General features: G+C 70.4%; 20 protein-coding genes and 3 pseudogenes. 11 read left to right on the top strand and 12 right to left on the bottom strand.

The features are described 5' to 3' along the window. Window positions 1-10 precede the first annotated feature (10 nt). On the bottom strand, window positions 11-985 hold the full coding sequence (locus ABT063_RS05655) for a WD40 repeat domain-containing protein (protein WP_351055873.1): 975 nt from the start codon (window positions 983-985) through the stop codon (window positions 11-13). A gap of 89 nt (window positions 986-1074) precedes the next feature. Here ABT063_RS05655 and ABT063_RS05650 point away from each other — a divergent pair, with 89 nt between their 5' ends. Then, window positions 1075-1752: an SGNH/GDSL hydrolase family protein gene (locus ABT063_RS05650; RefSeq protein ID WP_351056140.1), complete on the top strand. Its 678-nt coding sequence runs from the start codon at window positions 1075-1077 to the stop codon at window positions 1750-1752. Here the strand turns inward: ABT063_RS05650 and ABT063_RS05645 are convergent. Continuing rightward, window positions 1737-2228, bottom strand: a pseudogene (locus ABT063_RS05645) (aminoglycoside adenylyltransferase domain-containing protein); the annotation flags it as partial. The gene ABT063_RS05650 and the pseudogene ABT063_RS05645 sit on opposite strands and share 16 nt — an antisense overlap. 102 nt (window positions 2229-2330) lie before the next feature. Between ABT063_RS05645 and ABT063_RS05640 the strand changes: the two are divergent. Continuing rightward, window positions 2331-3086 carry a hypothetical protein gene (locus ABT063_RS05640; RefSeq protein WP_502990753.1) on the top strand — a complete coding sequence of 252 codons (756 nt, stop codon included), beginning with the start codon at window positions 2331-2333 and terminating at the stop codon, window positions 3084-3086. Window positions 3087-3116: 30 nt separating this feature from the next. Then, a complete protein-coding gene (locus ABT063_RS05635) occupies window positions 3117-4106 on the top strand; it encodes an aldo/keto reductase (RefSeq protein WP_351055870.1) in 990 nt (329 codons plus the stop codon). Window positions 4107-4244: 138 nt separating this feature from the next. Here the strand turns inward: ABT063_RS05635 and thpR are convergent, their stop codons facing one another. Next, entirely contained in the window at window positions 4245-4817 is a 573-nt protein-coding gene (gene thpR, locus ABT063_RS05630; protein WP_351055868.1) for an RNA 2',3'-cyclic phosphodiesterase, read from the bottom strand. A 41-nt stretch (window positions 4818-4858) separates the two neighbouring features. Here thpR and ABT063_RS05625 point away from each other — a divergent pair, with 41 nt between their 5' ends. Continuing rightward, complete coding sequence (locus ABT063_RS05625; RefSeq protein ID WP_351055867.1) at window positions 4859-5380, top strand: GNAT family N-acetyltransferase; 522 nt, start codon at window positions 4859-4861, stop codon at window positions 5378-5380. A 72-nt stretch (window positions 5381-5452) separates the two neighbouring features. Here the strand turns inward: ABT063_RS05625 and ABT063_RS05620 are convergent, their stop codons facing one another. Together ABT063_RS05620 and ABT063_RS05615 are read right to left on the bottom strand one after the other, a co-directional pair. Then, complete coding sequence (locus ABT063_RS05620; RefSeq protein ID WP_351055865.1) at window positions 5453-6826, bottom strand: MFS transporter; 1374 nt, start codon at window positions 6824-6826, stop codon at window positions 5453-5455. A gap of 27 nt (window positions 6827-6853) precedes the next feature. After that, window positions 6854-7291, bottom strand: a complete 438-nt coding sequence (locus ABT063_RS05615) for a MarR family winged helix-turn-helix transcriptional regulator (protein ID WP_095752060.1) — start codon at window positions 7289-7291, stop codon at window positions 6854-6856. A 152-nt stretch (window positions 7292-7443) separates the two neighbouring features. Here ABT063_RS05615 and ABT063_RS05610 point away from each other — a divergent pair, with 152 nt between their 5' ends. Then, entirely contained in the window at window positions 7444-7626 is a 183-nt protein-coding gene (locus ABT063_RS05610; RefSeq protein WP_073941803.1) for a ribbon-helix-helix protein, CopG family, read from the top strand. Window positions 7627-7635: 9 nt separating this feature from the next. Here ABT063_RS05610 and ABT063_RS05605 read toward each other — a convergent pair whose 3' ends face one another. Then, window positions 7636-9084: an NCS2 family permease gene (locus ABT063_RS05605; RefSeq protein ID WP_351055863.1), complete on the bottom strand. Its 1449-nt coding sequence runs from the start codon at window positions 9082-9084 to the stop codon at window positions 7636-7638. Between the two features lie 151 nt (window positions 9085-9235). On the opposite strand from ABT063_RS05605, the gene ABT063_RS05600 reads away from it, so the two are divergent. Together ABT063_RS05600 and ABT063_RS05595 are read left to right on the top strand one after the other, a co-directional pair. After that, a complete protein-coding gene (locus ABT063_RS05600) occupies window positions 9236-9511 on the top strand; it encodes a DUF2530 domain-containing protein (RefSeq protein ID WP_351055862.1) in 276 nt (91 codons plus the stop codon). A 155-nt stretch (window positions 9512-9666) separates the two neighbouring features. Next, window positions 9667-12060 carry an HAD-IC family P-type ATPase gene (locus tag ABT063_RS05595; RefSeq protein WP_351055860.1) on the top strand — a complete coding sequence of 798 codons (2394 nt, stop codon included), beginning with the start codon at window positions 9667-9669 and terminating at the stop codon, window positions 12058-12060. Window positions 12061-12072: 12 nt separating this feature from the next. On the opposite strand, the gene ABT063_RS05590 is transcribed toward ABT063_RS05595, so the two are convergent. The 3 genes from ABT063_RS05590 to ABT063_RS05580 form a co-directional block, all read right to left on the bottom strand. Then, window positions 12073-12918, bottom strand: coding sequence for a hypothetical protein (locus tag ABT063_RS05590; protein ID WP_351055859.1), 846 nt, complete (start codon window positions 12916-12918; stop codon window positions 12073-12075). A 213-nt stretch (window positions 12919-13131) separates the two neighbouring features. Next, window positions 13132-14007, bottom strand: coding sequence for a calcium-binding protein (locus tag ABT063_RS05585; protein WP_351055857.1), 876 nt, complete (start codon window positions 14005-14007; stop codon window positions 13132-13134). Window positions 14008-14211: 204 nt separating this feature from the next. Beyond that, entirely contained in the window at window positions 14212-17328 is a 3117-nt protein-coding gene (locus ABT063_RS05580; protein WP_351055856.1) for a sacsin N-terminal ATP-binding-like domain-containing protein, read from the bottom strand. 519 nt (window positions 17329-17847) lie between these two features. Here ABT063_RS05580 and ABT063_RS05575 point away from each other — a divergent pair. Then, the gene (locus tag ABT063_RS05575; RefSeq protein ID WP_351055855.1) at window positions 17848-18387 is read left to right on the top strand and encodes a DUF6086 family protein; all 540 of its coding nucleotides are present in this window, start codon (window positions 17848-17850) and stop codon (window positions 18385-18387) included. Window positions 18388-18872: 485 nt separating this feature from the next. Here ABT063_RS05575 and ABT063_RS05570 read toward each other — a convergent pair whose 3' ends face one another. Together ABT063_RS05570 and ABT063_RS05565 are read right to left on the bottom strand one after the other, a co-directional pair. Further along, on the bottom strand, window positions 18873-19079 hold the full coding sequence (locus ABT063_RS05570; protein WP_351055854.1) for a DUF397 domain-containing protein: 207 nt from the start codon (window positions 19077-19079) through the stop codon (window positions 18873-18875). Then, the gene (locus tag ABT063_RS05565) at window positions 19076-19954 is read right to left on the bottom strand and encodes a helix-turn-helix domain-containing protein (RefSeq protein WP_351055853.1); all 879 of its coding nucleotides are present in this window, start codon (window positions 19952-19954) and stop codon (window positions 19076-19078) included. Before ABT063_RS05565 ends, ABT063_RS05570 begins: the two co-directional genes overlap by 4 nt. Before the next feature lie 155 nt (window positions 19955-20109). On the opposite strand from ABT063_RS05565, the pseudogene ABT063_RS05560 reads away from it, so the two are divergent. The 3 genes and pseudogenes from ABT063_RS05560 to ABT063_RS05550 form a co-directional block, all read left to right on the top strand. Beyond that, window positions 20110-20448: pseudogene (locus tag ABT063_RS05560) on the top strand (ATP-binding protein); the annotation flags it as partial. Window positions 20449-20500: 52 nt separating this feature from the next. Then, a complete protein-coding gene (locus ABT063_RS05555; protein ID WP_351055852.1) occupies window positions 20501-20749 on the top strand; it encodes a hypothetical protein in 249 nt (82 codons plus the stop codon). Continuing rightward, window positions 20742-21121: pseudogene (locus ABT063_RS05550) on the top strand (hypothetical protein). Before ABT063_RS05555 ends, ABT063_RS05550 begins: the two are co-directional and overlap by 8 nt. 63 nt (window positions 21122-21184) lie before the next feature. On the opposite strand, the gene ABT063_RS05545 reads toward ABT063_RS05550, so the two are convergent. Next, window positions 21185-22108: a DUF3027 domain-containing protein gene (locus ABT063_RS05545; RefSeq protein ID WP_351055851.1), complete on the bottom strand. Its 924-nt coding sequence runs from the start codon at window positions 22106-22108 to the stop codon at window positions 21185-21187. Between the last annotated feature and the right edge of the window lie 100 nt (window positions 22109-22208).

Genomic DNA, 22208 nt, shown 5'->3' with positions numbered 1-22208 from the left:
TGCGAGTGGCCTACCCGCGACGCCGCAGCCGCCGGAAACCCAGCAGCGCCACGAAAGCGATGCCCAGGGCGAGCGCACCCACCTTGACGTTGCCGTCGCCGCCCTCGCCGTCCGAGGTGTCCGACGCGCCCGAACCCCCGCTGCCGGACGGCGACTTCGAGCCACTGTCGCCGGGCGCGTCCTCCGCCGCCACCGGGCTGTCCGTCCCCTCGCTGCCGTACATGACCTTCGTGCCGTCGGCCGAGTAGCTGACGGACTCCCCCTGCCCCTGAAGGGGCACGCTGAGCCGCCCCTCCCGCTTGATCTTCCCGGCGTTCCAGTCGTACCAGATGCCGCCGAGGTAGCCGCGTACGGCGAGCTGCTTGCCGTCGGGGGAGAGCGCGGCGTCGGTGGCCCAGAGGTCGACGGCGGCGACGGGCTTGAAGACGTTGGATCCGGAGGCGGAGAGCTTCGCCGGGCCCTCGTACAGGTGCCCGCCGTCCTCCTTCTTGTCGATGATGTACGTCCGCCCGGTCTTGGGGTCGACGACGAGGGACTCGGCGTCCCGGGGGCCGTCGGAGTACTTCACGACGTACTGCGTGGCGCGGATGGTCTGGTCCTTGAGCGCCTTGGGCTCGGTCAGCTGGTAGATCCACACGTACGGCCATCTGCCGCCGAAGTTGTCGCCGATGTCGCCGACGTAGATCTGGTTGTCCGGGCCTATGGAGACGGCCTCGACGTCCCGGGGCGTCCCGACACCGGTGAGGGTGATCGTGGCGACGGTCCTGCCGGTGGAGCTGTCGACGGCGTAGAGGTACGGGCCGTCGTCGCTGTCGTTGTGCGTCCAGTAGATGCCGGGGTGCTGACGTGAGGCGGCGAGGCCGCTGGACTCGGTGATGCGCGTGTCCCTGATGGTGAAGCTCTTGTCGCCGTCGGCGGCGGAGGCGGGCACGGCGAACGCACCCACGAGCAGGATTCCGGCGAGGAGAGCGAAGGGTCGGCGCATGCCGTCAAGCCTGCCATCCCGGTCGGCGTTTCATGGCGCGTGGCCGGTCTCACACCACGCCCGCCGCCGTGATCCCCCATGATGAGCGGATGCTCAGGATCATGCCGGTCGGCGACTCCATGACGATCGGAAGCACGGGGGACCACACGTGGCGGTACCGGATGTGGCGGCACCTGTGCACGACGTACGGCGGCCCGTTCGCCCTGGTCGGCCCACGCGAGACGCTGTACGACAAGGCCGCGGACGCGCCGACGTCGTACGCCTACGCCGAACCGGACTTCCCCCGCGCCCACCTGGCCGGTTGGGGCGAGGGCTGGCTGCACATGGCTCCGCTGATCGGGGAGGCGGTGCGTGCCTGTCGGGCGGATGTCCTGCTGGTCTCCTTGGGCCTGATCGACCTCGGCTTCTACACGAACGCGGAGCAGACGGCGGAGAACGTACGGGAGTTTGTGGCCGAGGCGCGGGCGGCCAGGCCGCGCGTGCGGATGGTGCTGCTGCCGGTGATCCCGAACACCCGGGCCGCGTCGGACGCGTCCTTCGCCGCGCAGGTCGACCGTTTCAACGAGCTGCTGGCGAAGGCCGTGGCGGACCTGGACGAACCCCGCTCACCGCTGCTGCTGGCCTCGATTCCGCCGTCGTACGACATCCACGCCGATACGTACGACGGCACGCATCCCAACGCGAGCGGTGAGCACAAGATCGCGGGGGCGTTCGCGGACGCCCTGTATCAGGGGTGGGCGATGGGGGAGCCCTACGCGGCCGACTGACCTCCGATGGCCCGGAGGAGGAAGTCGGCGCAGGGGCGGACGGCGGTGCGCAGCTCGTCCCAGTCCCAGTCCCAGTCCCAGTGCTCCTGCTCGTCGCCGAGGTAGACGGCGCGGGCGTGTGCCAGCACGGGCCGGTGCTCGTCCGGCATCCGGGGGAGCACCCAGTCGGCGGCCGCGTCCTTGGAACGGATCGTGCCCGTGGCGAGGGTCGTCCAGATCCGGGCGAGGGTGAGGAGCACGTTGCGGGTGTCGGAGTGCAGCTCGTCCATGAGCTGCGGCACACCGGCGACGATGGCGCGCCTGAGGTCGTCGTGCGGGACGGGGTCGAGGACGTCGGCGGGCGGGGGGCCGTAGAGGGGTGCGTCGCCGTTCAGGACCATGGTGAGGAGCGGGGCGAGGTCGGGGCTGGGCTCGGGGGCGGGGACGAGGCCGCGCTCGAAGTCGGCGCGCAGCCATTCGCCGTAGAGGAACTCGCAGCGTCCCCCCGCCGGGCAGGGGGTCAGCCGGATGTCACCCCCACGTGGGGTTTGCCGGAGACCCGCCCCCGCGCCTCCCCTCCCCCGCCCTACCGTCCCCCCATGGCGACACAACCAACGGTCGAGGACCTGGCCCGACGAGTGGCCGACGACCTGCGCGGTGAGTTCCGGAACCGGCTGCGGGCGGAGCTGCTCCAGCAGCCCATGGAGTGGCTGGCGGACGAGCTCCTCGCGCGCGTACCCGACCCGTACGTACCGCACCCCCGTACACCCCGGGAGAACCCGTCGGCCGAATCCGACGAGGACCGCTCCCGTCGTCTGGAACGGATCCGTGCCTGGCGGCTGGACCACGGCACTCTGGAGGAACGGGTCGATCGCTTGCAGTCCTGGTCCCGGGAACGGCTGGAGGCCGAGGGCCTGCTGCTCGGTCCGCCGGCCAAGGGCGGGCCCCTCATCGCCCCTGCCCATCGCTCCCCCGTCGGCGAGGAGTTGCTGTGCGAGGCGAAGGACGTGCTGTACGCGCTGCTGTTCGGCGGACCGGAGGAGTGCGTCGAACTGAACCGTGTCGAGCGGGAGTTGCTCACCCTCACCCTGCCCCGCGCCAAGGCACACGCGGTGTCGTTCATGCTGCGGGCCGCGACCGAGATCGGAGCCGTGGGCACCTGGCAGGACCCGGCCGGGCGGGCCAATGACGAACGCGCCCCGAACATGCTGGTTCAGGTCGAGTACGGAGAGGTCGCGGACGAACTCGTGGGGCACGGAATCGCCGCATCTCTCCGCCTCATCAACGACCTGGAGGTCAACGAGCAAGTGCTGTATGGCCGTATGGAGAACGTCGAGGAAAGCACGCTTGCGTAGAGCGCACTCCAAGCCGTTGGCTAGGCAGACATGAAGTACACGCAGCTCGGACGCACGGGCCTCAAGGTCAGCCGACTCGTCCTCGGGACGATGAACTTCGGTCCGCAGACAGACGAATCCGACAGCCACACCATCATGGACGCCGCGCTCGACGCGGGGATCAACTTCTTCGACACCGCCAACATCTATGGCTGGGGCGAGAACAAGGGCCGCACCGAGTCGATCATCGGGACCTGGTTCGCCAAGGGCGAGCGGCGCGACAAGGTCGTCCTCGCCACCAAGGTGTACGGCAACATGGCCGGGGACGGCGAGGCCTGGCCCAACCACGACAAGCTGTCCGCCGCCAACATCCGACGGGCCGTCGACGCCTCGCTGAAGCGGCTGCAGACCGACTACATCGACGTCTACCAGTTCCACCACATCGACCGGAACACGCCCTTCGAGGAGATCTGGCAGGCCATCGACGTCCTCGTCCAGCAGGGCAAGATCCTGTACGTCGGCTCCAGCAACTTCCCCGGCTACAAGATCGCCCAGGCCAACGAGGTCGCCACGCGGCGCGGGGGCACCATCGGTCTCGTCAGCGAGCAGTGCCTGTACAACCTCGCCGAGCGGCGCGCCGAGATGGAGGTCATCCCGGCCGCGCAGGACTATGGCCTGGGCGTCATCCCCTGGTCGCCGCTGCACGGCGGTCTGCTCGGCGGTGTGATCAAGAAGGAGGTCCAGGGCGGACGCCGTGCCTCCGGACGGGCGGCCGACGCGCTCGCCGACCCCGCCACACGTGCGCAGATCCAGTCGTACGAGGACCTGCTGGAGAAGCACGGATTGGAGCCCGGCGAGGCCGCGCTGGCCTGGCTGCTGACCCGGCCCGGCGTGACCGGGCCCATCGTCGGGCCGCGTACCGCCGAGCAGCTCGAGTCCGCGCTGCGCGCGGTCGAGCTGGAACTGAGCGCGGAGCTGCTGGCCGGCCTGGACGAGATCTTCCCGGGCCCGGGGCCCTCCCCGGAGGCCTTCGCCTGGTAGCGCCCGGCCAGGGCCCAGCAGGGGGCGGGGGCGGTCGGTTACCTGCCGACCGCCGCCGCCACCGCCACCACCACGAGCATCAGCACGAGCACACCGGCCATGATCCGGTTCCGGGTTTTCGGGTCCACGCCTTCGAGCCTAACCGGCCGCCCCGAGTGACCAGCGGTCGACCGCCTCGTAGCGGGGCTGCTCCCCCGGTACCCCCGACTTCGGCAGGTTGCTGCGGACCAGGACCAGCTCCTCCACCGTCCACGTACGGCTCGTGAAGGTCTTCAGGGCCGCCAGATACGGCCGTACGTCGATGTCCTCCCGGCTGCGGGCCACCGTCAGGTGGGCCTTGTAACGGCGGTGCTCCCCCATCGGTACGCCCGCCTTCCGCGCCGCCGACTCCGCCCGGTCCGCCAGCAGACCGAGGGTCGGCAGGTCGCCCTCCGCGCCCGCCCACAGCGCGCGGCCGTGGCCGAACTGGCCGCCTCCGCGCAACGCCAGCGGGAACGGGGCCGTGCGGTGGGCGGCCCGCTCCAGCCGGGCCGACAGTTCCGGTACGAGATCGTCGTCGACCTCGCCGTAGAACGCGAGCGTGAAGTGCCAGCCGGGTCGGCCGGTCCAGCGCAGGTCGTCCGCGCCGGGCAGTTTCCTCAACTGGGCTACCTCGGCGGCGAGTTCGCGGGTCACTTCCTCGGGGGGCAGCACGGCGGCGAAGAGTCTCATGGACGTCACCCTTCCAGGGAACGGTCACCTAGTCTGCCTCCATGGAGATCACCATCAGAGAAGGCGGCCCGGACGACATCCCCGTGATACTCAGCATGCTCGACAGCTGCGTGGAGTGGCTCGTCGAGCAGGGGCGCCCCGGCCAGTGGGGGACGAAGCCCCTGTCGGAGAGCCCGAAGACAGTGGAGTCGGTCGCCCGGTACATGGACGAGGGCGATGTGTACATCGCCGAGGTCGACGGCGTACCGGCCGCCACCCTCACCCTCACCGACTCGGCCGGCGCCTACCTGTCCCACCTCGCACCGCCCGGCGAACCCGAGCGCTACATCCACTGGCTCGCCTCCGACCGCCGCTTCAAGGGCCACGGCGTGGGCAGCGCCCTGCTCGCGCACGCGGCCGAGGAGACGAAGCGCGCGGGGGTCTCCCTGCTGCGGGTCGACTGCTACGCCGGAGACGACGGCAAGCTGGTGCGCTACTACGAGAGCAACGGCTTCACCCGCACCGAGGCCTACACCACCGGCGAGAACGACTGGCCGGGACAGGTGCTGGCCCGGAGGGTGTGATCACCCTCCGGGACTCCGGGACTCCGGGACTCCGGGACTCCGGGACTCCGGGACTCCGGGACTCCGGGTGACTCACGCCACCGTCGCCAGCTGATCCTCCCGCTCCTCCCGCTGATCACGCGGGACGAAGCGGACGTGCGGGTGGCCGCCGTTCCAGCCGACCGACAGCCGCAGGTTGCCGACGCGGGCCAGAATCAGGCCGATCACCGCGGCGGCGGTGGCCGCCACGGCGCCGCCGGCGGCGAGGCCGACCCGGGCGCCGTAGGTGTCGGTGACCCAGCCGACGATCGGGGCGCCGACCGGCGAGCCGCCCAGGAACACCATCATGTACAGGGCCATGACGCGGCCGCGCATGGCCGGCTCGGTGGTCATCTGGATGCTGGTGTTCGTGGTGACGTTGACCGTCATGCCGAAGAGGCCGAGCGGGATCATGAGCAGGGCGAACAGAAACAGCGTCGGCGTCATGGCCGCGACGATCTCCAGCGCGCCGAAGGCGATCGCGGCCGCGATCAGCAGCCGCAGCCGGGCGGTGCCGCGGCGGGCGGCGAGCAGGGCGCCGGCCAGGGAACCGACCGCCATCAGCGTGTTGAACATGCTGTAGGCGCCCGCGCCCGCGTGGAACACGTCGTCGGCGAAGGCCGAGAGGTAGACGGGGAAGTTGAAGGCGAAGGTGCCGACGAAGCCGACGAGGACGATCGGCCAGATCAGCTCGGGCCGGCCGGTGACGTAGCGGACGCCTTCCCGCAACTGCCCCTTCCCGCGCGGTGCCCGCTCGACGGCGCGCAGGTCACGCGTGCGCATCAGCAGCAGGCCGGTGAGCGGCGCGACGAAGGACAGGCCGTTGAAGAGGAACGCCCAGCCCGTGCCCACGCCGGTGATCATCAGGCCGGCGACGGCGGGGCCGACCAGGCGGGCGGACTGGAAGTTGGCCGAGTTCAGGCTGACCGCGTTCTGCAGCTGGCGGGGGCCGACCAGTTCGGAGACGAAGGACTGGCGGGCCGGGTTGTCGACGACGGTCGCGAGGCCCACGGCGAAGGCGGCGACGTAGACGTGCCAGACCTGGACGTGGCCGGAGATCGTGAGGACGGCGAGGGCGATCGCCGTGAGGGCCATCGCGGACTGCGTGACGAGCAGAGTGGGGCGCTTGCGCAGGCGGTCGACCAGGACACCGCCGTAGAGGCCGAAGAGGAGCATCGGCAGGAACTGCAGGGCCGTCGTTATGCCGACGGCGGCCGAGGAGCCGGTGAGGCTGAGGACGAGCCAGTCCTGGGCGATGCGCTGCATCCAGGTGCCGATGTTGGAGACGACCTGGCCCACGAAGAACAGGCGGTAGTTCCTGACCTTCAGGGAGCTGAACATCGACGACTTGCGGGGGGTGTCGGGAGCGGTCTGGGAGTCGTGGTGGGTAGGTGCGGGGGCGGAGTCTGCTCCGGATCCCGTACTCAAAAGGGTTCGCCTCCTCGTGAACGCTGCTTACAGGTGTGCGAGCTTCTCCAGCACGGGGGCGGCGGCGCGCAGCTTCGCCCACTCGTCCTCGTCGAGGCCGTCGACCAGGGTGGCCAGGAAGGCGTTGCGCTTACGGCGGCTCTCTTCGAGCATCGCCTCGGCCTGCTCGGTCTTCGTGACGACCTTCTGGCGCCGGTCCTCGGGGTGCGGCTCCAGACGGACCAGCCCCTTGGCTTCGAGCAGCGCCACGATGCGGGTCATCGAGGGCGGCTGGACGTGCTCCTTGCGGGCGAGCTCGCCCGGGGTGGCCCTGCCGTAGGTGGACAGGGTGCCGAGCACCGACATCTCGGTGGGGCTCAGCGACTCGTCGACCCGCTGGTGCTTGAGCCGACGGGACAACCGCATCACGGCGGAGCGAAGGGAGTTCACGGCGGCAGCGTCGTCGCCATGTGTAAGGTCCGGCATCTCTTTAGCGTAACTCATTACCCTAGCTAAACAAGCTGGCGCGCACAGGGATTCCCGTGAAACTGACCACGAAAACCTGATCATCACCCATACGAGTGAGACGGTGGCGGAAAGTGAACGCCAGCCGGCACACGACCGCGACCCTCGTGCCCATGGGGACCAGCGTGCTCAGCCTGCGGATAGACGGGGAGCTGCTCGAGCGGCTCCGGCACCATGCGGCGAAACGGGGAATGAGCGTCCAGGACTATGTGGTCCGGACGCTCATCCGCGACGACTTCGACGAGCGGTTCCAGGCCGCCGTCGAGGAGACGGAGAAGTTCTACGGGGTCACGTGACCCTCGGGATCACGTGAGACCGAGCGCCGGCATCAGGTAGTAGAAGGCGAACACGGCGGACACGACGTACATCGCGGCGGGAATCTCCTTGCCGCGCCCGGCCGCCAGGCGCAGCACCACGAAGGTGATGAAGCCCATGCCGATGCCGTTGGTGATCGAGTAGGTGAACGGCATCATCACCATCGTCACGAAGGCCGGGACGGCGATCGTGTGGTCGGCCCAGTCGATCTCCTTGACCGAGCCGGCCAGGATCAGGAAGCCGACGGCGAGCAGGGCCGGGGTGGCCGCCTGGGACGGGACCATCGTGGCGACGGGCGTCAGGAACAGCGCTACGGCGAACAGCCCACCGGTGACGACGTTCGCGAAGCCGGTACGCGCGCCCTCGCCGACGCCGGCCGTGGACTCCACGAAGGCGGTGGTGGCCGAGGACGAGCCGGCGCCACCGGCGGCGACGGCGAGACCGTCGACGAAGAGGACCTTGTTGATGCCGGGCATCTGACCCTGCGCGTCGGTCAGCTTGGCCTCGTCGCTGACGCCCATGATCGTGCCCATCGCGTCGAAGAAGCACGACAGCAGCACGGTGAAGACGAAGAGGACGCCGGTCAGGAGGCCGACCTTGTGGAAGCCGCCGAAGAGGCTGACGTCGCCGATCAGCCCGAAGTCGGGAGTGGCGACGGGGTTGCCGGGCCATTTGGGGGTGGTGAGCCCCCAGGAGGGGACGTCCGCGACCGCGTTGATCACGACTGCCAGGACGGTCATCGTGACGATCGAGATGAGGATCGCGCCGGAGACCTTGCGGACGATGAGCGCGAGGGTGAGCAGGGCGCCCAGGACGAAGACGAGGACCGGCCAGCCGTCCAGGTGACCGTCGCCGCCGAGTTGGAGCGGGACGGTGGTCCGGGCGACGTCAGGGATGCGGGAGACGAAGCCGGAGTCGACGAGGCCGATCAGCATGATGAACAGGCCGATGCCGATGGAGATGGCCTTGCGAAGGCCGTAGGGGACGGCGTTCATCACGCGCTCGCGCAGGCCCGTGGCGACGAGCAGCATGACAACGAAGCCGGCGAGGACGACCATGCCCATCGCGTCGGGCCAGGACATCCGGGGCGCGAGCTGGAGGGCGACCACCGAGTTCACACCGAGCCCGGCGGCGAGCGCGATGGGCACGTTGCCGACGACGCCCATGAGCAGCGTGGTGAACGCCGCCGTCACGGCCGTCGCCGTCACCAGCTGTCCGTTGTCGAGCTGGTGCCCGTACACGTCCTTCGCGCTGCCCAGGATGATCGGGTTCAGCACGATGATGTAGGCCATCGCGAAGAAGGTGGCGAAACCGCCGCGGATCTCCCGGGGCAGGCTGCTGCCGCGCTCGGAGATCTTGAAGTAGCGGTCGAGAGCGCCGTACGCGGGGGCGCCGCCCGGCTGCTCGGGCGCGGCCTTGGCGGGGGCCGAGGTGGACATGCGGGACCTCATCACCGGCGGACTTCCCCCAGGCCGCATGGGTGTTTCCTACGAACAGAAGTGGTCAGAGACAAAACCGTTTCAGTATGAACATATGAGGTCCCGAACGCTATCTCCGCGCGTAGACCTGATCGCCTCGTAAGCTGTGACCATGGCCAAATGGACCCCGAAGCACGAGGCGCCCGAGCCCCTGGAGGGCCCGGTCGTCGCCACCGTCACCGGCGGCACGATCATCTGGCTCGTCCTCTTCCTGGTCCAGCTCCCCTTCTACGGCTGGTTCGACGACCACGGCCACACCTGGTGGCTGTGGACCTGCCTGGCCGGGGGCGGCCTGGGATTCATCGGCATCTGGTACGTCCGCAAGCGCGATGCGGCGATCAAGAGGTCGGCGGCCACGGAGGACGCGCCGGCTGCCGCTGCCGAGTGACCGGCGGGCCGCAACCGCCGTGATGGCCCGCAACGGCCCATAACCCGCCCCGAGTAGTACCACGGCATCAATTGCCGTCATGTGCCTCATTCCCAAGTCGGATCTTCCGCCCACTCGGCGGGTGAACCCCCAAATCCGCACGTACCGTCGAATGCATGACGCACACCGACGCGGGCACCGAACTCGGCCCTGTGCACCCCACCGCGATCCCGACCCCGGTGACCGGCCTCACTGCCGCAGAGGTCGCGGAGCGCGTCGCACGCGGCCAGGTCAACGACGTGCCGGTGCGCAGCAGCCGGTCCACCGTCGACATCATCCGGGCGAACGTCTTCACCCGGTTCAACGCGATCATCGGTGTGCTCTGGGTGATCATGCTGTCCGTCGCGCCGATCCAGGACAGCCTGTTCGGCTTCGTGATCCTCGCCAACACCGGCATCGGCATCGTCCAGGAGTGGCGGGCGAAGAAGACCCTGGACTCGCTCGCGGTGATCGGCGAGGCCCGCCCCACCGTGAGACGGGACGGCGTAGCCGCCGAGGTCAGTACCTCGCAGATCGTGCTGGACGACCTCATAGAGATCGGTCCCGGCGACAAGGCGGTCGTCGACGGCGTGTGCGTCGAGGTCGACAACCTGGAGATCGACGAGTCGCTGCTCACCGGCGAGGCGGATCCGGTGGTCAAGCGGCCGGGGGATCAGATCATGTCCGGGAGCTTCGTGGTCGCGGGCGGCGGCGCCTTCCAGGCGACCAAGGTCGGCCGCGAGGCCTACGCCGCCCAGCTCGCCGAGGAGGCCTCCCGCTTCACGCTCGTCCACTCCGAGCTGCGCTCCGGCATCTCCACGATCCTCAAGTACGTCACCTGGATGATGGTCCCGACCGCGATCGGCCTGATCATCAGCCAGCTGTTCGTCAAGGACAACGCCCTCAAGGACTCCATCGCCCGCACGGCCGGCGGCATCGTGCCCATGGTCCCCGAGGGCCTGGTCCTCCTCACCTCCGTCGCCTTCGCGATCGGCGTGATCCGCCTCGGCCGGAAACAGTGCCTGGTCCAGGAGCTCCCCGCCATCGAGGGCCTGGCCCGCGTCGACACCGTCTGCCTCGACAAGACCGGCACCCTCACCGAGGGCGGCATGGACGTCACCGAGCTGCGCCCGCTGGGCGGCAGTGACGAGACGTACGTACGCACTGTGCTGGGCGCCCTCGGCGAATCGGCCCCCCGCCCGAACGCCTCACTCCAGGCGATCATCGCCGCCTACCCGGACGGGGAGGACTGGCGCTGCACGGAGTCCCTCCCCTTCTCCTCCGCCCGCAAGTACAGCGGCGCCTCCTTCAGCGAGGGCAACGGGGAGGCCAGTACGTGGCTCCTCGGCGCCCCCGACGTCCTCCTGTCCGACGACGACCCCGCCCTCGCCGAGACCGAACGGCTCAACGAACAGGGGCTGCGGGTGCTGCTGCTGGCCCGCGCCGCCCGCGACCTGGATGATCCCGAGGTCGCGAAGGGCGCCCGGCCCACCGCCCTGGTCGTACTGGAGCAGCGGCTGCGGCCGGACGCCGCCGACACCCTGCGCTACTTCGCCGAGCAGAACGTCGACGCCAAGGTCATCTCCGGCGACAACGCGGTGTCGGTGGGCGCGGTGGCATCGAAGCTGGGGCTGACCGGAACCACCATCGACGCGCGCCGGCTCCCCGCCGACAAGGACGAGATGGCCACGGCCCTCGACGAGGGCACGGTCTTCGGACGGGTCACCCCGCAGCAGAAGCGGAACATGGTGGGGGCGCTTCAGTCCCGCGGCCACACGGTCGCGATGACCGGCGACGGCGTGAACGACGTACTCGCCCTCAAGGACGCCGACATCGGCGTGTCGATGGGCTCGGGGTCCGAAGCCACCCGGGCGGTCGCGCAGATCGTGCTGCTCAACAACAGCTTCGCGACGCTCCCCTCCGTGGTGGCGGAGGGCCGCCGGGTCATCGGCAACATCACCCGGGTCGCCACCCTCTTCCTCGTCAAGACCGTCTACTCGGTGCTGCTGGCCATCCTGGTGGTGTGCTGGCAGGTGGAATACCCCTTTCTCCCCCGCCACCTGACCCTGCTCTCCACCCTGACCATCGGCGTCCCGGCCTTCTTCCTCGCCCTCGCGCCCAACAAGGAACGCGCGAAGCCGAACTTCGTACGGCGGGTCATGCGGTACTCGATCCCCGGCGGGATCGTGGCGGCGACGGCGACCTTCGCGACGTATCTGATCGCCCGGAACCACTACGCCGGCAGCGGCGCGCTGGACGCCGAGACCAGCGCCGCGACGCTGACGCTCTTCCTGATCTCGATGTGGGTACTGGCGATCATCGCCCGCCCCTACACCTGGTGGCGGATCGCACTGGTGGCGGCGATGGGCGCCGGGTTCCTGCTGGTGCTGGTGGTGCCGTGGTTGCAGGAGTTCTTCGCGCTGAAGCTGGTCGGGATGACGATGCCGTGGATCGCGGTGGGCATCGCGGTGGTGGCGGCGGTCGCCCTGGAGATGCTGTGGAGGTGGGTCGACCGCCGGTTCCCGGCCTGAGGCGGCCGGCGGTTACCTCACGTCGACGTAGTCACCGGTGGCACTCACCGCCGGCGTCGTGGTGGTGCCCGCGAAACTGAACCGCCAGTAGCCGTCGTACTGCGCGGTGGCGGTGGCCTTGAGATTGCCGTACGAGTCGGAGTACACCGTCTTGACCGTGGTGTACGTGCTGGTGCCCGCCTTGCGGAACTGGAGCTTGACCGGCTGACCGGTGTAGCCGTGGTACTGGTGGTCCTCCCAGTTGGCCCGGGACAGCTTGCCCGTGGTCGTGATGGTCCTGCCCTTGTAGACCGGCTCGGGGCCGGCGTTGGCGGTCAGCTTGGAGTAGCGCTGGACGAGCGTGCTGCCGAGGTCGCCCTGGTCCTTGTAGCCGACCTTGCTCAGGTCGAGGCTGCTGCTCGAGGGGTCCTGGCCGTTGAAGTCGGTGGCCTCGGCGGCGGCCTTCCAGGTACCCGCCTGCGAGTTCAACAGGTCGCCGTCGGCCGGGTGGATGTCGATCGTGCCGGTGCAGGTGGCGGTGGTCGACGAGGTGGCGGTGCAGGTGGCGAAGTCGTCGCCGTAGAGCTCCGGGGTGCTGTCGCCGCCGAAGGTGCCGCGGTAGAGGAACGGGTCGGTGTAGAAGTCGTCCGAGGTGATGTCGACGTCGGCGCCGTGGGTGAGCGTGTAGGTGACCTTCGTGGAAACCACGTTGGTGGTACCGACCTTGATCGCCGTGGCGATCTTGAAGTTCGAGAAGCTGACGTCCAGCGTGTACGGGGTGCCGGAGTCGGCGGCCTGAGCGGCCGGGGCGGCGAGGGTGGAGAGGGCCAGGGCGCCGGTCAAGGCGGAGACGGCGGCCAGGGTGGCTCTTGTGCGCATTGCGTTTCCCCAGGGGGAGAAGTGATCGAGGAGTCTGTTGACTCAGGTGATCAGATCCGCGAGGGGTGGGGTGGGTTGTGGCCAGGAGGCCGGATTTGGCCTGTGCGTAGGCAATGTTTGGCATGCGTATGACGCAAGCAGAACGCCGGCCTCGGGGGATCCCGGGGCCGGCGCCAAGTACCGCTGTTTACCTCACGTGATTACCGCACGCGATTACTTCACGTCGACGTAGTCACCCGCGGCGTTGACCGGAGCGGTGCTCGTGATGCCCGCGTAGCTGAAGCGGTGGTAACCGTCGGCGGACGCCTTGACGGTGGTCTTCAGGGCGCCGCCCGTGGTGGACTTGATGCCCTTCACGCTCGTGTAGGTGCTGGTGCCCGCCTTGCGGAACTGCAGCCCGACCGACTGGCCGCTGAGGCCGACGTACGTACCGGTCTCCCAGTTGGCGCGCGTCAGCTTGCCGGTGACGGTGATGGTGGCGCCCTTCTTCACGGGCTCCGGGGCGGCGTTGACGGTCAGCTTCGACAGCCGCTGGACCTTGTGGGTCCGGTAGTAGTCGTTCCAGTAGATCTCGCCGTCCGTGGACAGGGCTCCCACGGTGACGTGCCAGGTGCCGGCCAGCGCGTTGGCGTACAGGTCGCCGACTCCGCCGCCGGTCGTACCGGGGGTGGCCGTGATGGTGAGCTTGCAGTTCGACGTCGTGGCGCTGGTGGCCGTGCAGTTGGCCGCCTCCTCGTTGGGCGGGAGGAAGCCGTCGACGTCCTCATCGACGTCCGTTCCGTGCCACAGGTCGATGTAGGCGTCCTCGATGCCGCTCGGGTGGCTGGCGGTCAGGGACACCGTGACGGTCTTGGCGGCGGTGGCACCGACGACGACGTTCTTGCCGGCGTTCACCTTGACGTTGGAGACGGTGGGCGCGGCAGCGGCCGTGCTGAACGCCGACCTGGCGGACGAGGCGCCGAAACGCTCCGCGGCGCTCGGCCGGTCCAGGCTCACGGCACCCTGCGAGTCGGCCTGCGCGGCCGGGGCGACGAAGGCGGAGAGGGCCAGGGCGCCGGAGACGGCGGCCACGGTGGCACGTATGCGCATGTGTTCCCCACGTGGAAAGGGGCCCCCGCCGCCCGTCGTCGCACACGGCTCGTGGTCACGGCGGGGCCCAAATGATCATGGAGCCTGTTGGCTCGCATGATCAGACCCGTGACGGATGTGGATGGTTGTACTGGCGAGCAGATTATGCGTATGGAATGCCAGGACCTTGCGAAGCAAGTGTGACGCCGGGCAACGGCACCGGGCTCAGTCGAACCAGCGATCCCGCGCCAACTCCTCCGTCCGCGAAGGATCCTCCAGCAACGCCGCCACCTCGAACCGCCGCGGCCACTGCTCCGCCGCCCAGGCGAGCCCGGCGGCGACACCCTCCAGAGTCGCGGCGTGCAGCACCCCGTCCGTCGTAAGGCGCCAGTCCAACGCGACCCCGTCGACGACGAGTTCCTCATGCTCGACGTACGACGACGGCGTCCGCGCCCCGAGCAGCACCCGTACCGATTCCGGTACGTCGTGCTCGGTGCCCTCGGAGGACACCTCGCCCGTGACGGACTCGCTCAGGCGCCGCACCTGGAACAGTTCGGCGAGATCGGCCGCCCGCGTCGGTCGTACCGGCAGCAGCGGCACACCCTCGGTGAACGGCAGCAGATCCGGCGAGTCGACGACCACGGCGTCGGCCGCGTCCACGACCACCACCCGCCCGTCGACCACGGCCCGCAGCTCGTCCGGCAGGGTCACCTGCTCGGGGTCCAGGTCGGCCAGCGCACTGTAGAGGGCGTGCAGTTGGGTGGAACTGACCCGGCGGTCCGGGTCGGCGAGGCGGTCAAGGAGCTCCGCGGCGCCGCCCGGCTCGTCCAGCAGCGCGGCCACCGACGTCCGTACGCCCAGCGCCCGCAGCACCTGCTCGTCGTCGAAGCCGGTCGCGTCGGCCTCGTCGTAGAGGCCGCGGAGGAGCGGGTCGCCGCCGGCGGCGAGCAGGCCCGCCGGGCGGCGGCCGTCGAGTACCGGGTGGCCGCGCAGCCACCAGGCCGTGTACGGCCGTACGACCTCGTGCGTGCCGTCGGGGAGGAGGATCCGTACCGGTTGGACGATCGCGTCACGCAAGGGCGGCTGCGACAGCAGAGCCAGCGCCTGGGGCCACTTGTCGTCGTCGACCAGGTCCAGGTCCCGTACGGCGACGAGCTCCGTGGCGACCGGCGGTACGGGTGTGTCCGGGAAGCGGTCGAGGATGTCCTCGCACCACACGTCCACCGCGTCGAGCAGGCCCGCGTCGTCGGGCTCGGCGAAGTCGCCCTCGCGGGGCTCCAGTTCGTCCGGGTCGAGGACGACGTCGGTGGCGCGGACGAGGGCGAAGTTGGCGAGGACGCCGCAGGCGGCCAGCGGTTGTTCGCCCCACTTGTCGGCCAATTCGGCGTCCACCGCGGCGAGTTCGCCCTCGCGCATGACCTGGTGGAACGGGCTGCCGGGGAGGACGAGTTCGCCCGCGGGTGCCGGTTCGCCTTCCTCGTCGGGGAGGGCGAGGGCGCCGAGCCAGGGCTCGTCGCCGGGTTCCAGGCCCGCGTCCCGGACCAGGGCGAGGACCGTGTCGGCCAGTTCCTCGGCGTCGGGAGCGTCCTGCTCCCAGTCCAGGCCGCCCTCGTCGTCGAGGGACGTGGCTACGGCGGCTCGGACCTGGGGCGTCGTGAGGACGGCTCGCGGCGTCGCCGGGAGGGCGCCGAGCTTCTCCAGGAGCGGGTGGGCGGCGTCCGGGTGGGCGACCTTGAGGCCGAGCCGGGCGAGGATCTCCGGGTCGATACGGGCCGCGTCCGGGGTGGGGAGGAGCACCTGGCGCGGGCCGATGGTGGTCCGGCCGTCGGCGAGCGGCACGGGCAGCCCGGAGAGCCGGTCCGGGTCGACGCCCGCGAGGCTGTCGTAGAGCCGTCGCCACCAGTCCGGCGCCTTCTCCAGCCCCGCCAGCCGGTCCACGGCGTCGGTCAGAGGGACGCGGACGACGCCCAATGTCCGCAGCTCCACACGCCGTTCGAGCCCGGCGGGGAGGAGGGTGGGGAGCACCTCGGCGAGGACGCGCACGGTGTCCGTGCCCGCGCCCTCCACTACCTCGGCGTCGCGGGGGCGGAGGGATTCGGGCAGCTCGGTGTCGTGACGGGCGGGTTCGAGGGCCGGGGGCAGGAAGGAGGTCCGGGGCAGCCGTTCGAGGATCGCCCGCCGCAGCGCACCGTCCAATTCACCCTTGCCCAGCGGGCCGGGCACGAGGTCGATGATGCCGGCGGTCACCGGCCGCCAGTCGGCGAGGAGTTCGGCGTACGCGTCCGCCGCGCGCTGGACCAGGAAGTCGGTCAGCGGGCCGGGCGCGGCGTGCCGGCGGGTGGAGTCCAGCGGGAGGGACGCGATGAGCAGGGCGGGCACGCCGAGGGGCTCGTCGCTGGGGGTGGGGGCGTGGACGAACGGGCTGGTGCGGGGGCGGACCGGGGTGCCGTCGGTGGCGTCGACGGGCACGGCCCAGGTGACCGACCAGTGGGGGCGCAGGCGCTCCTCGACGGGGCGGTCGGCGAGCAGGTCCGGGGTGAGCGGTCCGTACGCGGCGGCCGTACGCCAGTAGGTCGTACCGTCCCGCGAATCATCTACGACGGTGAAGGCGCCGTCGGTGCGGCGGCGCAGGGTCCGGGTCTCCTCGGTCTCGATCACGACCTCTTCGAGGCCGGGGAGGGCGAGGAGCAAGGCGTCGTCGACGGCGGCGAGGAGGCGTTCGGCGAGGTCGGTGGCGGCCGCGTCGCGCAGGGGCAGGATGACGGCCGTGTCGTACGGGTCGGGGGCGGTGCCCTCGGCGGCGAAGGGGAGCCGGAGGAGCGGCACGTGCCCGTCACGGCGGCGGATCTCGTCCCCCAGCCCAGGGCTGTGCCGGGCGGTGTCGGCGGCCAGGACGCGGGCCTCGCCGAGGGACCAGCGGACGCCGCCGTGCCGGCCGACGACGGCGGGCTCGTCGGTGACGGCGAGAACGGCGGCGAACCCGACGCCGAAGCGGCCGACGGAGGGGGTGTCGCGTTTGGCGGAGGCGCGGAGGGTCGACAGGGACTCCACTCCCGCCGCGTCGAGAGGGGCGCCGGTGTTGGCGGCGACGAGGACGCCGTCGCGGAGGGTGAGGCGGAGGCGGCCGGGTACGCCTGCCCTGGCGGCGGCATCGGCGGCGTTCTGGGCGAGCTCGACGACGAGCCGGTCCCGATACCCCCCGAGGACGAGATCCTCCTCGGCGTTGGCGTCCTCGCGGAAGCGGGCGGGGCTGGTGGCCCAGGCGTCGAGCACGCCTCGCCTGAGACGGGCGGTCCCGAAGGGGTCCGCGCCCTCGGCCGCGGGCCGCACGAACTTGCTCACGTTTCCTTCTCCTCATCGACGTGAGGACGAAGGTACCGCCTGGGGAGCGCGGGTGCGCCGCCGCCCGCCCCGGGGTCGGCTGGGGGGCTCCGGGCGTGGTCAGGCGCGGGGTCAGGGGCGAGGTCACGGAAGCCGGTGGGATGTGGAAGATCCCTCGGCCGAGCGCACCGCAGACCGGGTCGGCCGCCTGGACGGAGTCCATCGGCACCGTGGGGGCCGCCCGCTAAGAGCGGGTGGCCAGGTCGGCGGACCTTCGGGTCGGTCGAGGGGTGGACCGGCGTCCGGGGGCGCGCTCGCGCCTCGCCAGCACGCCGGGTCGGCTCAGCGGCTATCGGTGAGTGGGGGGCGCGGCAGCTGCACTGGCGGATGTGACGGATTTGGCGAATCTGTTCGCGGGGAGCCACACGCTCACACCCCCGCGCCAGCCGTCACCCATCCGCCGAGGGGCCGGCTCAAGCAGTGATTGGCAGATCTGTTCCACCCCCGCTAGAGAAAACCGCAGGTCAGGTGCTCGTGCCGATGGAACAGATCTACCAATTACCGGGCGAGCGCCCGAGTTGTCCGGTGTCCCGGTCTGTCGTCGGGCGCTCAGCCGACTCGAAGGGCCCGGACCCCGCACCGCACCTTCACCGAGCCGATCCAGGACCACGCGGCGCAACTCCAGGTGCCGGCCGCCTCTTCCTACGGCAGGTCGAGGTCTTCGAGGCGGAGCTCAAGCTGTCATCGGGAATCGGTCAGGGCAGGTATTGGGGCGACCCCGACACACTCGCGGTCGATCCGGCCGTGTACGCGGAGTTCGTACGCGGCCTGGTCGCTTGGCACTGCCGGACGGGGCACTCCGTGATCCTCGCGCTCTCCGAGGGATTCGTGGCGACGGCGGTCGCGCTCGCGCGGCGCGCGGGAAGCGAGGTGGAGATGCCCGAACCGGGGTCCGGCCATGTGTGTGGTGGCGTCCAGCGCGACGTGCAGATTCCCGGCAATCCCCTGACCGCGTCAGCCACCTTCGTCACCGCGCTGGATACGCGGGCGCGGGAGATGGACCGCTGGATGGCCCGCTGAGCCGGTGCGCCCAAGACCGCCCCTTGCCCGACCCAACGCCCTGGACCAGCCAGCTTGCCGTTTCTGCCTCTCACCCGCCCCAACTGAGACGTCCCTTTGGCCGGCCCCTCGGCGGATGGGTGACGGCTGGCGCGGGGGTGTGAGCGTGTGGCTCCCCGTGAACAGATTCGCCAAATCCGTCACATCCGCCAGTTGCAGCTGCCGCGCCCCCCCACTCACCGATAGCCGCTGAGCCGACCCGGCGTGCTGGCGAGGCGCGAGCGCGCTCCCGGACGCCGGTCCACCCCTCGACCGACCCGAAGGTCCGCCGACCTGGCCACCCGCTCTTTCCGGGCCGCTCGCTCGCTTCTCACCCGTGCTGGAGCGAGCCGAGTCAAGGGTGGCCCGAAGGGCCATCGCCGAAGGCGACGCGGAGCGTCAGCGGAGCGCCCTTTACTCGGGTCGCGGAAGCACGACACTGGCAAAGAAGCGGGCGGCTCCCACGGTCACTTGCAAACGCCGGACACGAAGGAGGCCCAGGCCTCCGGCGCCAGGGCGAGGCGGGGGCCGTCGAGGTTCTTGGAGTCGCGGACGTGGACGGTGCCGGGGGTGGTGGCGAGTTCGACGCAGGAGTCGCCCTCGCTGCTGCTGCTGTAGCTGCTCTTGAACCACGCCAGATCGGAGGCGTCCCCGGCCGAGGTCTTGCGGATCATGTTTCCCCCAGCAGTTGCTCGATGAAGGCGGTCGACTCACGAGGCGTGAGAGCCTGCGCGCGGATGATGCCATACCGCAGTTCAAGGATACGGAGCTGCCTGGGTTCGGAGACCGGCCGGCCGTTGGCCACCACCGGTGAACGTCCCACCGCTGATCCGTCCTGGAACTTCAGCACCTCGATGCCACCGGCCAGTCCAGCGTGCTCCTCGCGATCCATCGGCATCACCTGAAGCTCGACGTTCCGCAGCTGCCCCGTCTCCAGCAGATGTTGCAGCTGGCGCCGCAGCGCCGCCTTCCCTCCGAGCGGACGTCGCAGCGTCCATTCCTCCAGCACGAAGCTGATTTCAGGCGCCGGGTCCCGTTCGAAGAGGGCCTTGCGGGCCACGCGGGCGGCGATGAACCGCTCCACCTCGTCCTCGGTGTACGCGGGGCGCCGCATCAGCAGGAGCCCGCGTGCGTACTCCGGCGTCTGCAACAGCCCGTGGATGTTCAGAGGGTCGTAGAGCTGGAGCTCGACCGCCTTCGCCTCCATCTGCGCCAGGTCCCGCACCTTCTTCGGGTACCGGACCTTCTTCACGTCCTCCTTCATCGCGGAGATGAGCCCACCGGCGCCCAGCACCTCGTCCGCCTTGTCCAGATACTCAAGCCGGGGAATCCGTTTTCCGGCCTCGATCTTGTAGATCATGTCCTCGCCGTACCCGACGGCGGTCCCGAAGTCGGCGGCCCGCATCCCCACGGCCTCCCGCCGCAACTTCAGCTGCCTCCCCACGGTCGCGATCACCGCAACACCCCACTCGTCATCCGGATCCACCTCCCAACCCGGCTCGTCCGCCTCCGTCTTGAGCCGCCCCGCCACCCCGTCCACCTGCTGCATCCCGCACCCCTCCGTCGTACGACCGTGCCGCGACGCCCCCCACCCGCACGGCCGGTCTCGACAGCCCGGACACGACCGGACAACGCCCGGACAGTCACCGTACGCAACGGAGTCGTCACTGTTCACGGCAAGCGCGGACCGCCACTCTGAGTCACGTGATCCACGAAACAGCCGCCCCCGAGGCCCGACTCGCCCACCCCATCCGCAACTTCAGCGTGCAACTGTCCCCCACACCACGCGGAGCCCGCCTCGCCCGCCTCCTCGCGACCGAACAACTCCGCTCCTGGGAGCTGCCGTTGGACCCGGCACGCCAAGTCGTCGCCGAACTCGCCGCCAACGCGGCCACGCACAGTCGCGTCCCCGTCAGGGACTTCCGGCTCACCCTCTACGTCGTCGGCGGCACCCTGCGCATCGAGGTGACCGACACCTGCGGCGACCGCCTTCCCTGCCGCCAAGCCCCCGCCCCGGACGCGGAGTCCGGCCGGGGGCTCCTCCACCATCGCCCCGGACAACGCGCGGCAGGGTGCTTCCCGCCTGTACCGAGCCATGCGCGACTTCGTGGAGTCGACGGACGGCGCCCTCCCCGGCAAGTTCGAGATCACCAAGGAAGGGATCGTCCTCGACATGAGGTCGCCCGTCCGGGCCACCCTCGACGGCCCCCGCTACGCGACCCGCAAGGACTTCGTGTACGGAGAAGATGTCACGATCGCGCAGTGGACGATCTCGACCGAGGACCTGCCGCGCTACAAGGGCGAGGACGAAGCCGACGGGCAAGGACTCACCACAGGTGAGTAGCGAGTCCGATCACGGCCGCGAGTGGGCGCCCCGTCCCGAGCAGACCCCGGACGCCCTGCGCGCAGCCTTCGCCGTCGTCGCCCCCGGGCGTCTGGAGGAGTTGCAGACCGCCAAGGACGAAGCCTTCGCCAAGGCTGTCGAGTGGCAGTCGCTGAGTCCTGTGCAGAGCTGGGTCCTGATGTGGGCCCGGGAGATCGAAATCGCTCGCCGCCCCGATCTGTCCGCCCGCCACACCCGCGCGAGGAGCGGCATGGAGCACGAGGACCCAGTCACCGCGCAGGAAGCACTGCGGAGTTGAGCGCAGTGCTGGACGAAGCGATGAGAGCGGTCCGCGAGGGAAGACCGGACCGAGCACCCGACTCGGTCGCCTGAAAGGTCGGCCCCCACCCGAGCGGCGCACCTCTCGAGAGACCGAGACAGACGGGCGGGCAAAACCTACGAGTGCCCCAACTCCACATCCTCGTCGGACACCTCCGGCACCGACCCCGAATCCCGAGCCGGCCGCAGCGGGAACGGATCCACCCGCGTCTCGTCGATCACCGGCGGAGCCGGCCGCGGTGGCTTCGGCATGACCGCTGCCTCGGAGTGCCCGCCGCAGCCGTACGACAGGGACACCATCCGCCCGTCGGCCGGTGAGAACTCGTTCGCGCAGACGCCGAAGGCCTGGCCCAGCGATCCGCCGATCGGTACGAGGAAGCCGCAGCTCACGCAGGACGCGGGTGCCGCCTGGGCCATGGGGGTCTTGGCGCCGTAGGACTCCTCCCAGCGGTCGGCGGCGACGTGCAGGCCGTAGCGGGAGAGCACCCGGGCCCGGCGCATGCCGAGTTCCTCGGCGATCGCGGCGATCGAACCGCGTACGGGGGCGACGGGGAGGTTCGCCGGGGCGGCCTGCGTGACCTCCGCGTCCTCCGCCTCGACCAGCTCGGCCATCTCCTCCGAGACGGGCGAGCTCGGCAGCGGCTCGTCCTCGCCGGTGTAACCGGGCTCCAGGCGGAGGTCCTCGGCGTCGGTGGGGAGCAGGTCGCCCGGGCCCATGTCGCCCGGCCGCAGCCGCTCGCTCCACGGCACCCACTCGGGGGCGAGGAGCGCGTCCGGGCCCGGCAGCAGGACCACCTCGTCCAGCGTGACGACCTTCGCGCGGGAGGCACGGGCGACCGTCACGGCCCAGCGCCAGCCCCGGTACCCGAGTTCTTTGCACTCGAAGAAGTGCGTGACGACGCGGTCACCCTCTGACACCAGACCGGAGTGCTCGCCCACGACACCTGGTGCGGCTGCCTCCTCCGCGGCGGAGCGGGCGAGGTCGACGGCCTCGGCGCACAGGCGGTCGGGGGTGCGGCTTCGCGTGGTCGCTGCGCTCACAGGTATCGCTTCTCTCCTACGCCGTCTCTAGGGTGCCGCTGCCTGTCGGCGACGGGGCGGACGGAGCGGACCGGGGGACCGCGTCAACGTCCACGCCCGC

This window comes from Streptomyces sp. NPDC002838, assembly GCF_040295365.1.
In the GTDB taxonomy this organism is placed as follows: domain Bacteria; phylum Actinomycetota; class Actinomycetes; order Streptomycetales; family Streptomycetaceae; genus Streptomyces.
This window is presented reverse-complemented; position numbering and strand designations above follow the sequence as displayed.

Bases quoted from the DNA above. Each gene is read 5' to 3' on its own strand.
- ABT063_RS05650 (WP_351056140.1), top strand. From the start codon at position 1,075: ATGCTCAGGATCATGCCGGTCGGCGACTCCATGACGATCGGAAGCACG.
- ABT063_RS05625 (WP_351055867.1), top strand. From the start codon at position 4,859: ATGGAGATCACCATCAGAGAAGGCGGCCCGGACGACATCCCCGTGATA.
- ABT063_RS05635 (WP_351055870.1), top strand. From the start codon at position 3,117: ATGAAGTACACGCAGCTCGGACGCACGGGCCTCAAGGTCAGCCGACTC.
- ABT063_RS05555 (WP_351055852.1), top strand. From the start codon at position 20,501: ATGCGCGACTTCGTGGAGTCGACGGACGGCGCCCTCCCCGGCAAGTTC.
- ABT063_RS05640 (WP_502990753.1), top strand. From the start codon at position 2,331: ATGGCGACACAACCAACGGTCGAGGACCTGGCCCGACGAGTGGCCGAC.
- ABT063_RS05595 (WP_351055860.1), top strand. From the start codon at position 9,667: ATGACGCACACCGACGCGGGCACCGAACTCGGCCCTGTGCACCCCACC.
- ABT063_RS05655 (WP_351055873.1), bottom strand. From the start codon at position 985: ATGCGCCGACCCTTCGCTCTCCTCGCCGGAATCCTGCTCGTGGGTGCG.
- thpR (WP_351055868.1), bottom strand. From the start codon at position 4,817: ATGAGACTCTTCGCCGCCGTGCTGCCCCCCGAGGAAGTGACCCGCGAA.
- ABT063_RS05590 (WP_351055859.1), bottom strand. From the start codon at position 12,918: ATGCGCACAAGAGCCACCCTGGCCGCCGTCTCCGCCTTGACCGGCGCC.
- ABT063_RS05600 (WP_351055862.1), top strand. From the start codon at position 9,236: ATGGCCAAATGGACCCCGAAGCACGAGGCGCCCGAGCCCCTGGAGGGC.
- ABT063_RS05570 (WP_351055854.1), bottom strand. From the start codon at position 19,079: ATGATCCGCAAGACCTCGGCCGGGGACGCCTCCGATCTGGCGTGGTTC.
- ABT063_RS05615 (WP_095752060.1), bottom strand. From the start codon at position 7,291: ATGCCGGACCTTACACATGGCGACGACGCTGCCGCCGTGAACTCCCTT.
- ABT063_RS05585 (WP_351055857.1), bottom strand. From the start codon at position 14,007: ATGCGCATACGTGCCACCGTGGCCGCCGTCTCCGGCGCCCTGGCCCTC.
- ABT063_RS05605 (WP_351055863.1), bottom strand. From the start codon at position 9,084: ATGTCCACCTCGGCCCCCGCCAAGGCCGCGCCCGAGCAGCCGGGCGGC.
- ABT063_RS05575 (WP_351055855.1), top strand. From the start codon at position 17,848: ATGGAACAGATCTACCAATTACCGGGCGAGCGCCCGAGTTGTCCGGTG.
- ABT063_RS05565 (WP_351055853.1), bottom strand. From the start codon at position 19,954: ATGCAGCAGGTGGACGGGGTGGCGGGGCGGCTCAAGACGGAGGCGGAC.
- ABT063_RS05610 (WP_073941803.1), top strand. From the start codon at position 7,444: ATGGGGACCAGCGTGCTCAGCCTGCGGATAGACGGGGAGCTGCTCGAG.